The following is a 13,304-nucleotide window of genomic DNA, read 5'->3' as shown; positions in this document are numbered from 1 at the left end:
GGATGCAAAAATGGTTACTTTCCACACCAATCATGGCGATATCGTAATCAAGACGTTTGACGACAAAGCGCCGGAAACAGTTAAAAACTTCCTGGACTACTGTCGTGAAGGTTTCTACGACAACACTATTTTCCACCGTGTAATCAACGGTTTTATGATTCAGGGCGGCGGTTTTGAGCCGGGCATGAATCAGAAAACCACCAAATCTCCTATTCAGAACGAAGCGAACAACGGTCTGAAAAACACCCGCGGTACGCTGGCGATGGCCCGTACTCAGGCGCCCCACTCCGCCACCGCGCAGTTCTTCATCAACGTCGCCGATAACGACTTCCTAAACTTCTCCGGCGAAAGCCTGCAGGGTTGGGGCTACTGCGTATTCGCAGAAGTCGTTGAAGGGATGGACGTGGTCGACAAAATCAAAGCGGTCGCCACCGGCCGCAGCGGCATGCACCAGGATGTGCCGAAAGAAGATGTTGTGATCAAAAGCGTCACCGTTAGCGAATAATTCGTGGCGACACTTTTTATTGCGGATTTGCATCTGCAAACGGAAGAACCGGCGATTACCGCCGGTTTTCTGCGCTTTTTACAGGGGGAAGCCCGCAGGGCGGACGCCCTGTATATCCTCGGCGATCTCTTTGAAGCCTGGATCGGCGATGACGATCCTAACCCGCTGCATCGGCAAATCGCCGCAGCGCTCAAAGCGCTGGCCGATTCCGGCGTCCCCTGCTACTTCCTTCACGGCAACCGCGACTTTCTCGTCGGCAAGCGCTTTGCCCGCGAAAGCGCGATGACCCTGCTGCCGGAAGAGAAGCTTCTCGACCTCTACGGGCGCAAGGTGCTGATTATGCACGGCGACACCCTCTGCACCGACGATGCAGGCTATCTGGCGTTTCGCGCGAAAGTTCACAATCCCTGGATCCAGCGCCTGTTTCTGGCCCTGCCGCTGTTTATCCGCCGCCGTATCGCCGCCAGAATGCGCGCCGACAGCAAAGCGGCCAACAGCAGCAAGTCGATGGAAATTATGGATGTGAATCCCCTGGCGGTCGTTGACGTCATGGAGAAACATCGCGTTCAGTGGCTGATTCACGGGCATACGCACCGCCCCGCCGTCCACCCGCTAGAAGCCAACGGCCAAACCGCGTACCGCGTGGTGCTCGGCGCCTGGCATAGCCAGGGCTCTATGGTCAAAGTGACGCCAGAAGACGTTGAGCTGATTCATTTTCCTTTCTAGCCCCCCGGCAAGGGCTGATTCTTTATTTTCCGCGATTTATCCGGGCCGCACGATGAGCGCGTTGTGCAAATCTACCTGCTGGTGATGGGCATTCTTATGCTGACCCGGGGACGGGGGCTGGTTTTACTTTTTGCCCGCTCATAACCGGCGCGTTTCATCGAATACCGACAACACAAAGGCGGCTGGCCATGCGCACGCAACCGTTTTCCTTGCCGGGAGTTCATGCTATTCTCTGTGGCCTCTAAAGCAGTGTGAAACACACCCACAGGAGTTTTAAGACGCATGTCTTCCCGCAATAATTCGGCGCGTATCGCCATCGTGATGGGGTCCAAAAGCGACTGGGCTACCATGCAGTTTACCGCAGAAATCCTTGATGCCCTGAACGTTCCGTACCATGTCGAAGTGGTCTCCGCCCACCGCACGCCCGATAAACTGTTCAGCTTCGCCGAAGGCGCGGAAGAAAACGGTTTTCAGGTGATTATTGCCGGTGCCGGCGGCGCGGCGCACCTGCCGGGCATGATTGCGGCGAAAACGCTGGTGCCGGTGTTAGGCGTGCCGGTTCAGAGCGCGGCGCTGAGCGGCGTAGACAGCCTCTACTCCATCGTCCAGATGCCGCGCGGCATCCCGGTGGGTACGCTGGCCATCGGCAAAGCCGGGGCCGCCAACGCTGCCCTGCTGGCGGCGCAGATCCTCGCCCAGCACGATGCGGAACTGCACCAGCGCCTCAGCGCCTGGCGTCAGGCGCAAACCGATGACGTGCTGGATAACCCGGATCCGCGGGGTGCGGCATGAAGCAGGTTTGCGTTCTCGGCAACGGCCAGCTAGGCCGGATGCTGCGCCAGGCCGGCGAGCCGCTGGGTATTGCGGTCTGGCCGGTCGGTCTGGAAGCCGACCCGGAAGCGGTGCCGGTACAGCAAAGCGTGATTACCGCAGAGATTGAACGCTGGCCGGAAACGGCGCTGACCCGCGAGCTGGCGCGTCATTCCGCCTTCGTTAACCGCGACGTTTTCCCGATAATCGCCGACCGCCTGACGCAAAAGCAGTTGTTCGATAAGCTGGCGCTCGCCACCGCGCCGTGGCAGCTTCTGGCGGATAAAAGCGAATGGCCTGCGGTATTCGCCCGCCTCGGGGAGCTGGCTATCGTTAAGCGCCGCGTCGGCGGCTACGATGGCCGCGGCCAGTGGCGTTTGCGGGAAAATGAAACCGCGCAGCTGCCGGAGGATAACTACGGCGAGTGTATCGTTGAGCAGGGCATTAACTTCTCCGGCGAGGTGTCGCTGGTCGGCGCTCGCGCCCGGGACGGCAGCACGGTCTTCTATCCTCTGACCCGCAACCTGCATCAGGACGGTATTTTACGCGCCAGCGTCGCTTTTCCGCAGGCCAATGCCCGCCAGCAGGCGCAGGCGGAGCAGATGCTGTCGGCGATCATGCATGAGCTGGGCTACGTTGGCGTGATGGCGATGGAGTGTTTCGTCACCGCTGATGGCCTGCTGATTAACGAACTGGCGCCTCGCGTGCACAACAGCGGCCACTGGACGCAAAACGGCGCCTCCATTAGCCAGTTCGAGCTGCATCTGCGGGCGATTACCGATCTGCCGCTGCCGCCGCCGGTGGTAAACAGCCCGTCGGTGATGATCAACCTGATCGGTACCGATCTGAACTATGACTGGCTGAAGCTGCCGCTGGTGCATCTGCACTGGTACGACAAAGAGGTACGTCCGGGTCGTAAAGTCGGCCACCTGAACCTGACCGACAGCGATACCGACCGCCTGAGCGCGACGCTGGAAGCGCTGAAGCCGCTGCTGCCGCCGGAATATGCCAGCGGTATCTTCTGGGCGCAGGCGCAGCTGGCGTAATCCTCTCTCCTTTATCCCGGCTTGCGGCGCGCTGCGCCTTAGCCGGGCTACCCAACTTGCCAGCCCCACGGATGCTTAAATCCAGCCATTCCTGACGCTATTCAGCGATACACCGTGAAAAATCAATTCAGCAGGGCGCTCACCGCGTACAATAGAGGAATTATCGCGTCGAGCGACGCGTCTGAATGGCTTAACGGTTTAAATGATGGAATTAGTACCACAGAATATTCGGCAGATTCTCGCCAGCGATACGCCGCTGATTGACGTACGCGCCCCGGTTGAATTCAGGCAAAGCGCCATGCCCGCGGCGATCAACCTGCCGCTGATGAACGATGACGAGCGCGCCGCCGTCGGCACCTGCTATAAGCGTCAGGGGCCGGTCGCCGCCCTCGCGCTGGGCCATCAACTGGTCAACGGCGAGATTCGCGCCCGCCGCCTCGCCGCCTGGAAAGAGGCCTGCGCGCGCTATCCCGAGGGCTACCTGTGCTGCGCTCGCGGCGGCCAGCGTTCGCATATCGTCCAGCAGTGGCTGAAGGAAGCGGGCGTGGATTACCCGCTGATCGTCGGCGGCTACAAAGCGCTGCGCCAGGCGGCGATACAGCTAACCGAAGAGCTGGTGCAGCGCCCTATCGTGCTGATCGGCGGCTGTACCGGTAACGGTAAAACCCAGCTGGTCGGCGCTCAACCGGACGGTATCGATCTCGAAGGGCTCGCCCATCACCGCGGCTCTTCATTTGGCCGAACCCTGCAGGAGCAGCATCAGCAGGCAACCTTTGAAAATCACCTGGCCGTGGCAATGCTCAAAAAGTCAGGGCAGCAGACGCGCTGGGTGCTGGAGGATGAGGGGCATATGATTGGCGCCAATCACCTGCCGGAGTGCATGCGCCTTCGCATGGCGCAGTCGCCGCTGGCGGTGGTGGAAGATCCGTTCGCTGTCCGTCTTGAACGGCTGCGGGAAGAGTATTTTGCGCGCATGCATCATGATTACCTGGCGGCCTACGGCGAAGAGCAAGGCTGGCAGGCGTATAGCGAATATCTGCATCATGGTCTGTTCGCAATCCGCCGCCGCCTCGGGTTACAGCGTTTTGCCCAGCTCACCGCCCGGCTTGATGAAGCCCTGCATGAGCAGCAGCGAACCGCCAGCACCGAAGCCCACTTCAGCTGGCTGGTTCCCCTGCTGAACGAGTATTACGATCCGATGTACCGCTACCAGCTCGGCAAAAAAGCGGAGAAGATTATTTTTCGCGGCAGTTGGCAGGACGTCGCCGCCTGGCTGGCGGAGTAATCACATTCTCTCCTGTCCCGGCTTGCGGCGTAAACGCCTTAGCCGGGCTACGGGTCCGCAGACGGCGATAAACCTGTAGCCCCGGTAAGCGCAGCGTCACCGGGGAAGTGTCAGCGCTTAGAAGTCGTAGCGCAGACGCACCAGGTTCATATCGCCCAGGTTGTCGGTGCTCGACGTGAAGACGTGTTCATAGTCAACGCGGAAACCATAATCCAGCTGGAAGCTCACGCCGACGCCGTTATCAATCCTCTGATAGTTGCGGCCGTTCACGTACTGCAGGCGGTCGCCCATAAAGTACGGCTGAATAGATTTCACCGCATACTGACCAATCGGGAATTTATAACCGGCAAAGTACTCAATACCCCAGGCATCGCCCGCGAAGTAGTTATGAACATCGGTTTTTTTGGTGGTCAGGAAGTTCTGATACCAGCCGCCGCCGAAGGAGAAGGTCCAGTTATCCGGCGTCCAGCTAACGCGGTACCGACGATATTCTGATCGTATGATTTGCTGTCTGAACTGGAGGGGTTACGCATATCGGCGCGGGTATAGTTCCACGCTGCGCCCCAGGTCAAATCCTTCATGATGTGGTAATCGGCGCCGATGGAGCCGCCGCCTTTACGCTTGTAGCGCAGGCCGTTGCCCGGCAGATATTCGCTGTCCTCAAACAGATAAGAGGCGTAAAGATCGACATCGCCAACGGTTTTCTTATATTTCAGCATATTGCGTGAGCGGTAGGAGCCATCGTAGTCGCCGTTGATGCCGTTACCCGGCGCCTGGCCTATCATGTCGTAATCCCAGATATCGGTTTTTACCCCGACCACGTCGTAATAAACGCTGTTCTGCTGACCGTAGGTTAACGTCCCCCAGGTATCGCTTTTCAGGCCGGTATAGAGCATACGGCGGCTGGTGTTATTCGCGCCTTCGGCGTAGTGGTTATCCCAGTCGAAAAGCGCCGGAATATTGACGCCCAGCTCGTAGTAGCTGATCCAGCTAATATCATCGAACAGATAGTAGTCGGCGGCGAAGCGGAAACGGGTACCGCCATCGAAACCGTTACGTTTATAAGAGCCTTTGTCTCCGTCGCCGGACATCATGTTGAACTGGGGACGGATGCTCCCGCCGACGGTGAAATTAAGCCGGCTTAACGGATCGCCCGCCTGCGGATCTTGTTTTAAAAGCGTAATTTCCGCCTGGGATGCAAAAGAGGTTAACGCCAGGGCTGCGCCGATCGTTATCGCCAGCGCTTTTATTTTATGTGCCATACTTTTTCCTTGATTAATAAGCAACCTTATATTTGCCAGTTGAATATTAACTGCGTTCGAGTATGGCGTGTTGTTGAGTTTTTAATGTTTCGTGCGATTAAAAATCAGTGACTTACCATTTTGTGCCGTTAAAAAAACTGTGGTTATCTTTTCATCGCCATGTCATTAAAATGGTCTATTACCGCGCAAACATCATCCATGGAGGAAGTATGTCGAAAAAACTACTGCAGCTGCACTTTGCCTTTAACGGTCCCTTCGGCAGCGAGATGTCCCGTCAGCTCGTGGAGCTGGCCGAGTCCATCAATCAGGAGCCGGGTTTTATCTGGAAGGTCTGGACGGAAAGCGAAAAAAATCAGGAGGCGGGCGGGATCTATCTTTTTGCGAATGAAGAAACCGCGCTCGCTTATCTCAACAAGCACACCGCGCGTCTGAAATCTCTCGGCGTAAACGAGGTTATCTGCAAAATTTTCGATGTTAATGAGCCGCTCACCGCGCTGAACCACGGTCATCTGCAATAGCAACGCGCATCCGTACCGGGTAACCCCCCGGGTTGCGGCTGACGCCTTACCCGGGCTACTTTCCCGCATACAGTGAAACCCCCGGGTGGCGGATAACGCCTTACCCGGGCTACATAGCTAACCCTATCCCTGACTAAACTGGCGGAACAGCGCCTTACCTTTCAGCAGACGCAGCCCCAGCCAGCCGCCGCACAGCGACAGCAGTATCGCCCCGCACAGCGGCAGCATCACCCACAGCCGCCAGTCCGGAGACCACGGGAAGTCAAAAATTTTGCTTTGCAGCAGCGCCAGCGCCACCTCAGCGCCAATCGCCGCCACGACGCCGGACACCACGCCCAGCAGCGCGAACTCCGCCCACAGCGTGGTGCGCAGCAGAGACTTCCCGGCCCCCAGCGTGCGCCAGACCACCAGCTCCTGATAACGCTGACGCATCCCGACCTGTACCTGCGCCAGCAGCAGCAAAACGCCGCAGGCGGTCACCAGAATCACCATCACCTCAAGCGCGCGGCTTACCTGGGTCAGCACCTGGCCAATCTGCTGCAAAATCGCGCCGATATCCAGCAGGCTGACGGTGGGGAATTCGCGGTTGAGCTGTGTGAGCATCCCGTTGCCGTTATCCCAGCGGAAGCTGGTCAGCCAGCTTTGCGGCTGGCCGTCGAGCGCCCCCTGCGGGAAGATAAAGAAGAAGTTCGGCCGCAGGCTCTCCCAGTCGACTTTACGCACGCTGGACACCTTCGCGCTAAAATCCTGAGTATCCCCGGTAAAGGTCACGCTATCGCCGAGCTTGACGCCCAGACGCTGCGCCAGCCCCTCTTCAATCGACACCTCGCCCGCCTTCGGCGGCCAGCTACCGGCAACCAGCGGATTATGATCCGGACGCTCGCGGCTCCAGGTGAGGTTAAGCTCCCGGTTCAGGGCTTCATCTTTATTGCCCTCCGTCACCTGACCGTTAATTTGCGTCAGGCGGGCGCGCACGATGGGGTAGAACTCGGTGGCGCGGGTCTGATGTTCGGCGAGGAAGGTTTTCACCGGTACCACCTGCTCCGGCGCAATGTTAATCAGGAAATAGTTAGGACTTTCCGGCGGCAGCTGCTGCTGCCAGCGGTCAAGCAGATCGCCGCGCAGCACCAGCAGCAGCGCCAGCAGCATAAACGACAGCGAAAAGGCCGCCAGCTGGCTCAGGGTCGACCACGGCTGGCGCAGCAGACGGTTCACCGCCAGGCGCAGCGGCAGCGCTTTTAACGTCAAACGCTTCAGTAGCCACAGAACGCCCCATCCCGCCAGGCCGCACAGCAGCGCCAGCACCACGGCGCCCGCCAGCACCGCCCATAGCAGGGGGCTGCCGCCCATCAGCAGCGCCAGCAGGGCTACCACCACCGCGCACACCACTGGAATATAGAACGTCAGCGGCCAGACGTTGGCGACGACATCCTGGCGCAGCACCCGCAGCGGCAGCGTCGCCAGCAGCAGTCTATAAGGACGCAGTCCGACCAGCAGGGAAATCACCACCATCGCGCCGATCGCCCACAGCCACGGCCAGCCGCTCGCCGCCGGCAGCGCCGCCGGGAGCACCGGCTTAAGCATCAGCAGCAGAATATGCTCCAGCCCGACGCCCATCGCCCCGCCGGCGACCACCGCCAGCGCCAGCAGCATCAGCCACTGGCCGACAATCAGCTTGCGCAGCTGCGCCCGCCCGGCGCCGAGGGTTTTAAGGATCGCCACCAGATCGTAACGACTGCGGCAGTAGTGGCTCATCGCCACCGCCACCGCGGCGACCGCCAGCAGCAGCGTTAACAGCGCCGACAGCAGCAAAAACTGCTGCGAGCGCTCCAGCGATTTACCCAGCGCGCTGTCATCCTGCTCCAGGCCGATCCAGCGATGTTCAGGCCCCAGCTTCGGCAGCAGCCACTTTTCGTAGTCCGCCAGCTGCTGCGGGGTTCCGGCATACTTATAGCGCCAGGAGACGCGGCTCCCGGGCTGCACCGCGCCGGTTTTCGCCACGTCTGCGGTATTCATCATCAGCCGCGGCGCCATCTGGAAGGGGTTAAATCCGGCATCCGGCTCCTGTATCACCTCGCCGGCAATGCGCAGCGTGGCGTCGCCCACGTCGATGGTGTCGCCGGTTTTCAGATTCAGCAGCGCCATTAATCGCGGCGCCAGCAGCACGGTGCCGGCGTGCGGCTTCAGCCCCGGCGGCTGGGTCTGCAGCTGACCATATAGCGGATAGGTGTCGTCAACCGCTTTGACGTCCGCCAGCTGCGGCGTATCGCCGGAAAACGTCATAGTGGCGAAGCTCAGCTGTTCGCCGACGGTTAAACCAAGGCGACGCGCTTCGTCAATCCATGCGCCCGGGACTTCGCGCGAGCTGCGCAGCGTGCGGTCGCCGGCCATAAATTCCCGGCTCTGCTGGCTGAGTCCTTTCTCCATGCGGTCGCTTATCGAGCCCAGCGCCAGCACGCAGGCCACCGCCAGGCTCAGCGCCAGCCAGACGATCAGCAGCGACGGCGAGCGCCATTCGCGCCAGAACCAGCGGGCGATCATGCTTCCTCCCGCAGCTGGCCATCCACCAGCCTCAGCCGTCGGTCGCAGCGCGCCGCCAGCAGCGGGTCGTGGGTGACGAGGATCAGCGTGGTGCCGTGCTCGCGGTTCAGCGAGAACAGCAGGTCGGCGATTTTATCCCCGGTGTGACGGTCGAGGTTGCCGGTGGGTTCATCGGCGAACAGCAGCTCCGGGCGGCCGTTAAACGCGCGCGCCAGCGCGACCCGCTGCTGCTCGCCGCCGGAGAGCTGTACCGGCAGGTGATGCAGGCGTTTGCCCAGCCCCAGCTGCTCCAGCAGCGCCCGGGCGCTGCCGCGGCTCTGGCTATCGCTTTCGCCGCGCAGCAGCGCCGGAAGCTCAACGTTTTCCAGCGCATTGAGGGTGGGTATCAGCATAAAAGATTGAAACACAAAGCCGACGTGCTTAGCGCGCAGCTTCGCCCGCGCCTCTTCGTCCATCTGGTGCAGCGGCTGTCCGAGCAGCGAAACCTCCCCGCTGCTGCCGTCGTCCAGCCCGGCGAGGATCGCCAGCAGCGTCGATTTACCGGACCCCGACTCGCCAATCAGGGCGATGGTCTGCCCCTGTTTGACAACCAGCTCAACTCCGGTAAGGATGGAAAGCTGATGCTCACCCTGACCGACGGATTTCTTAAGACGATGAACTTCAAGTATGTTTTCCGCTGGCATTTGCCTTTCCTGTTTCTGGTCCTGTTTACCTGCCGCGCGATGGCGGCCGACACGCTGTTGGTTCTCGGCGACAGTCTGAGCGCCGGTTATCGCATGGCGGGCAATACCGCCTGGCCTGCGCTGCTTAACGATAAGTGGCAGACCAAAACGCCGGTGGTTAACGCCAGCATCAGCGGCGATACCTCGCAGCAGGGGCTGGCAAGGCTGCCGGCTCTGCTTAAGCAGCATCAGCCGCGCTGGGTGCTGGTAGAGCTGGGCGGTAACGACGGGCTGCGCGGTTTCCCGCCGCAGCAGACGGAGCAGACGCTGCGTACCATTATTGAGCATATCAAAGCGGCGAACGCCCAGCCGCTGCTGATGCAAATTCGCCTGCCCGCCAACTATGGCCGCCGTTATAATGAAGCCTTTAGCGCAATTTATCCGGCACTGGCCAAAGAGTTTGATATTCCTCTGCTGCCCTTTTTTATGGAAGAGGTTTATCTGAAACCGCAGTGGATGCAGGACGATGGAATTCACCCTAATCGCGACGCCCAGCCGTTTATCGCCGACTGGATGGCGACGCGTTTGGCTCCCTTAGTTAATCATGACTCCTGATAACAGCGAGTCATTTGCAGGTAAAGTTATGCAAAAATCGGTTTTAGTTACAGGATGTTCCAGCGGAATTGGTCTTGAAAGCGCCCTTGATTTAAAGCGCCAGAGCTTTAACGTGCTGGCCGCCTGCCGCAAAGCGGAAGATGTCGCACGGATGCAGGAGCTGGGGCTGACCGGTGTGTTGCTGGATCTTGACGATCCGCAGAGCGTTGAACGCGCCGCCGCCGAGGTGATTGCCCTGACCGACAACCGCCTGTACGGCCTGTTTAACAACGCGGGCTACGGCGTCTACGGCCCGCTGCCGACCATCAGCCGCCAGCAGATGGAGCAGCAGTTTTCCGCCAACTTTTTCGGCGTCCATCAGCTAACGATGCTGCTGCTTCCGGCGATGGAGCCGCACGGCGAAGGGCGTATTGTGATGACCTCATCGGTGATGGGAATTATCTCCAGTCCCGGCCGCGGCGCCTATGCCGCCAGCAAATTCGCGCTGGAAGCCTGGTCAGACGCGCTGCGCATGGAGCTGCGCCACAGCGGAATTAAGGTCATCCTGATTGAGCCGGGCCCGATCCACACCCGCTTCACCAACAACGTCAACCAGACCCAGACCGATAAGCCGGTGGAAAACCCCGGCATCGCCGCCCGCTTTACTCTCGGGCCGGAAGCGGTGGTGGAAAAAGTGCGCCATGCTTTTGTCAGCGATAAACCGAAGCTGCGCTACCCGGTCACTCTGGTGGCGCATGCGGTCGCCCTGCTGAAACGCCTGCTGCCGACCCGCGCGATGGACAAAATTATCCAGGGCTAAGTTGAAGCGCCTGCCGTCGCCCCCATATATCTATACAAATATCGATTAAAGAGACTTGCTCATGTCCGCACAGAATATTGTCAATATTACCGAAGCTAACCTACACCAGACGCTACAGCAGTCCGCGACAACGCCGGTGCTGTTCTATTTCTGGTCCGCGCGCAGCCAACATTGCGAGCAGCTGACGCCGGTACTGGAGAGCCTCGCCACCCAGTACAACGGCCTGTTTACCCTCGCTAAAGTTGACTGCGATGCCGAACAAATGCTGGCTTCGCAGTTTGGCCTGCGCGCAATCCCTACGGTTTACCTGTTCCAGAACGGTCAGCCGGTCGACGGCTTCGAAGGCCCGCAGCCGGAAGAAGCGGTGCGCGCGCTGCTGGATAAGTTCCTGCCGCGCGAAGAGGAGCTCAAAGCGCAGCAGGCGCTGGCGCTGATGGAGGAAGAGAACTACGCCGAAGCGCTGCCGCTGCTGAAAGATGCCTGGCAGCTGTCGAACCAGGAGAGCCAGATTGGCCTGCTGCTGGCGGAAACGCTGATTGCCCTCCACCGTTCCGATGAAGCGGAAACGGTGCTGAAAACCGTGCCGCTGCAGGATCAGGATACCCGCTATCAGGGACTGGTGGCGCAGATCGAGCTGCTGAAAAAAGCCGCCGACACGCCGGAAATTCAGCAACTGCAGCAGCAGGTAGAGCAGAACCCGGAAGACGCGGCGCTGGCCTCCCAGCTGGCATTACAGCTGCATCAGGTTGGGCGTAACGAAGAGGCGCTGGCGCTGCTGTTCAGCCATCTGCAAAAAGATTTAGGCGCCGGAAACGGCGAGGTTCGCAAGCTGCTGCAGGAGATCCTCTCCGCCCTCGGCACCGGCGACGCGCTGGCCGCGAAGTACCGCCGCCAGCTCTACTCTCTGCTTTATTAATCGTAAAAAACCCGGCTCGCGCTGCGCTTAGCCGGGCTACAGGTTCCCCGCCGTCAGCGGGACGGTAGCCCGGACAGGCGCGTTCAGCGCCGCCTCCGGGGAAAAAACTTACGCGCGTTTTTTCAGCTGCGTCACCACCAGCTGATGGCGAGCATTAAAGAACTTCAGGTAGGTCAGATACCCGGCGATAATCGTTGACAGGCTGGCGGTCGACAGCAGCATAAACGTCACCATAATCTGGTACTTAATCGCTTTTACCGGATCAATCCCGGCGAAAATCAGCCCCGACATCATCCCCGGCAGGCTCACCAGCCCCACCGTTTTCGCCGAATCTACCGTCGGGATCAGCGCGGCGCGAATGCTATCGCGGATAAGCCTTGCGGAAGCCATCTTCGGCGTCGCGCCCAGGCTCAGCTTCTCCTGGATCTGCTGCTGCTCGCTGCTGAAACGCTGCCCCATGTTGTTGTAGCACAGCCCGACCGCCACCATCGCGTTACCGGCCACCATCCCGGCAATCGGAATCACCTGCATCGGCACAAACGCAATCGATCCGGAAAAAACCAGCACCGCCAGGGTTAATCCGGCGCCGGTGGTTATCGCGATAAACGAAGAAAGAAAGGCTTTATCGATATATTTGCTGCGCTTTTTCGCATTCCACGCCGCGTTAAAGCAGATAAACAGCACCATCAGCAGCGTCAGCACGGCGTGATTAACGTTAAAGATATATTTCAGCACGTAGCCGACGATAATCAGTTGCACAATCGCCCGGCAGATACTCCAGATAATATCTTTTTCCAGCGCCAGCTTTTCCCGGTAGCTGACCACGATCGCCACCAGCACCAGAACCATGGAAAGCGCCAGCGATTCGTTAGTAATATTATGCCCGTTCATTTTTTTTCTCCTCCTGCGCTTTTCCGCCGGCAGGCTTTAGGGTAATCACTTCATCCGCATGGGCAATTTCATTGCTATCGTGAGTGACCCACAGAACGGCAATATTTTTTTCGGTCGTGTAGCGATGGATAATCTCATTCACGTTTTTTTTATTGCTCTCGTCCAGCGCGCTGGTAATTTCATCGAGCAGCAGCACCTGCGGTAAAAACTGCAGATTGCGAATCAACGAAACGCGCTGCTTTTCCCCGCCCGAAAGTTCATTGATTGACTTTTCCAGCGTATTCTCCGCCAGCCCGAAGCGCAGCAGATCGGCGACCAGCGCGTTGGGATCCGGCTGTTGATGACGGATCTGCCACGGGAAGACCAGGTTGTCATACACTGAATCGCCGAACAGCGCCGGGGTTTGCGCGCAGTAGGAAACCTGCTGACGATAGGTTTCCGGCGTTAAGTCATTAATGTTTTTACCGGCGAAGAAAATGCTTCCCGCGGTGGGGCTCAGCAGCGAAGCGATTATTTTTAATAACGTGCTTTTTCCGCAGCCGGAAGGGCCGGTAATCAGCTTAAATTCCCCTGCCCTGAGCTGAAAACTCATCTCATTAAGGATGGTCACTCCATCGGCCTGAAAACCCACATTGTCCAGGCGCAAAATAGCGTTACTTTCGGTCATTATTATTCCCAGTTTTTCGACAACGCCTCTAGTTTACTCCACTTTTCTTTCACCCGGATGC

At 59.1% G+C, this 13,304-nt stretch carries 13 protein-coding genes and 1 pseudogene; 9 read left to right on the top strand and 5 right to left on the bottom strand.

The window, feature by feature from the left end; translation table 11 throughout:
- Positions 1-10: 10 nt before the first annotated feature.
- From ppiB to mnmH, 5 genes are all read left to right on the top strand, one after another.
- Positions 11-505: a peptidylprolyl isomerase B gene (gene ppiB, locus F8562_RS20525; protein WP_004099775.1), complete on the top strand. Its 495-nt coding sequence runs from the start codon at positions 11-13 to the stop codon at positions 503-505.
- Between the two features lie 3 nt (positions 506-508).
- Positions 509-1,231 carry a UDP-2,3-diacylglucosamine diphosphatase gene (gene lpxH / locus F8562_RS20520; RefSeq protein WP_094909197.1) on the top strand — a complete coding sequence of 241 codons (723 nt, stop codon included), beginning with the start codon at positions 509-511 and terminating at the stop codon, positions 1,229-1,231.
- 282 nt (positions 1,232-1,513) lie between these two features.
- Positions 1,514-2,023 carry a 5-(carboxyamino)imidazole ribonucleotide mutase gene (purE, locus tag F8562_RS20515; RefSeq protein ID WP_004130058.1) on the top strand — a complete coding sequence of 170 codons (510 nt, stop codon included), beginning with the start codon at positions 1,514-1,516 and terminating at the stop codon, positions 2,021-2,023.
- Positions 2,020-3,087, top strand: coding sequence for a 5-(carboxyamino)imidazole ribonucleotide synthase (gene purK / locus F8562_RS20510; RefSeq protein WP_014228235.1), 1,068 nt, complete (start codon positions 2,020-2,022; stop codon positions 3,085-3,087). Before purE ends, purK begins: the two co-directional genes overlap by 4 nt.
- A 205-nt stretch (positions 3,088-3,292) precedes the next feature.
- Positions 3,293-4,372, top strand: coding sequence for a tRNA 2-selenouridine(34) synthase MnmH (gene mnmH, locus F8562_RS20505; RefSeq protein WP_014837622.1), 1,080 nt, complete (start codon positions 3,293-3,295; stop codon positions 4,370-4,372).
- A gap of 117 nt (positions 4,373-4,489) precedes the next feature.
- Here mnmH and F8562_RS20500 read toward each other — a convergent pair.
- Positions 4,490-5,634: pseudogene (locus F8562_RS20500) on the bottom strand (porin).
- Between the two features lie 209 nt (positions 5,635-5,843).
- Here F8562_RS20500 and F8562_RS20495 point away from each other — a divergent pair.
- Positions 5,844-6,152, top strand: a complete 309-nt coding sequence (locus F8562_RS20495; protein ID WP_014228233.1) for a monooxygenase — start codon at positions 5,844-5,846, stop codon at positions 6,150-6,152.
- 123 nt (positions 6,153-6,275) lie between these two features.
- Here F8562_RS20495 and ybbP read toward each other — a convergent pair whose 3' ends face one another.
- Entirely contained in the window at positions 6,276-8,693 is a 2,418-nt protein-coding gene (gene ybbP / locus F8562_RS20490) for a putative ABC transporter permease subunit YbbP (protein ID WP_042944475.1), read from the bottom strand.
- A complete protein-coding gene (gene ybbA, locus F8562_RS20485) occupies positions 8,690-9,376 on the bottom strand; it encodes a putative ABC transporter ATP-binding protein YbbA (RefSeq protein WP_014228231.1) in 687 nt (228 codons plus the stop codon). Before ybbA ends, ybbP begins: the two co-directional genes overlap by 4 nt.
- Here ybbA and tesA point away from each other — a divergent pair.
- The 3 genes from tesA (at position 9,347) to F8562_RS20470 (ending at position 11,685) form a co-directional block, all read left to right on the top strand.
- Positions 9,347-9,970 carry a multifunctional acyl-CoA thioesterase I/protease I/lysophospholipase L1 gene (tesA, locus tag F8562_RS20480; protein WP_014228230.1) on the top strand — a complete coding sequence of 208 codons (624 nt, stop codon included), beginning with the start codon at positions 9,347-9,349 and terminating at the stop codon, positions 9,968-9,970. The genes ybbA and tesA overlap by 30 nt on opposite strands.
- Entirely contained in the window at positions 9,960-10,769 is an 810-nt protein-coding gene (locus F8562_RS20475) for an SDR family oxidoreductase (protein ID WP_162140787.1), read from the top strand. The genes tesA and F8562_RS20475 overlap by 11 nt, the downstream gene beginning before the upstream one ends.
- Positions 10,770-10,830: 61 nt before the next feature.
- Entirely contained in the window at positions 10,831-11,685 is an 855-nt protein-coding gene (locus F8562_RS20470) for a co-chaperone YbbN (protein WP_014837618.1), read from the top strand.
- 108 nt (positions 11,686-11,793) lie between these two features.
- On the opposite strand, the gene fetB is transcribed toward F8562_RS20470, so the two are convergent.
- Together fetB and fetA are read right to left on the bottom strand one after the other, a co-directional pair.
- A complete protein-coding gene (fetB, locus tag F8562_RS20465) occupies positions 11,794-12,576 on the bottom strand; it encodes an iron efflux ABC transporter permease subunit FetB (protein ID WP_014228227.1) in 783 nt (260 codons plus the stop codon).
- Positions 12,563-13,243, bottom strand: coding sequence for an iron efflux ABC transporter ATP-binding subunit FetA (gene fetA, locus F8562_RS20460; RefSeq protein ID WP_004848402.1), 681 nt, complete (start codon positions 13,241-13,243; stop codon positions 12,563-12,565). The genes fetB and fetA overlap by 14 nt, the downstream gene beginning before the upstream one ends.
- Positions 13,244-13,304: the final 61 nt, after the last annotated feature.

It is taken from the genome of Klebsiella sp. RCJ4, from assembly GCF_009025755.1.
GTDB lineage: Bacteria > Pseudomonadota > Gammaproteobacteria > Enterobacterales > Enterobacteriaceae > Klebsiella > Klebsiella michiganensis.
Note: the sequence above shows the minus strand (reverse complement) of the source record. Positions and strands in the feature narration are given on the sequence as shown.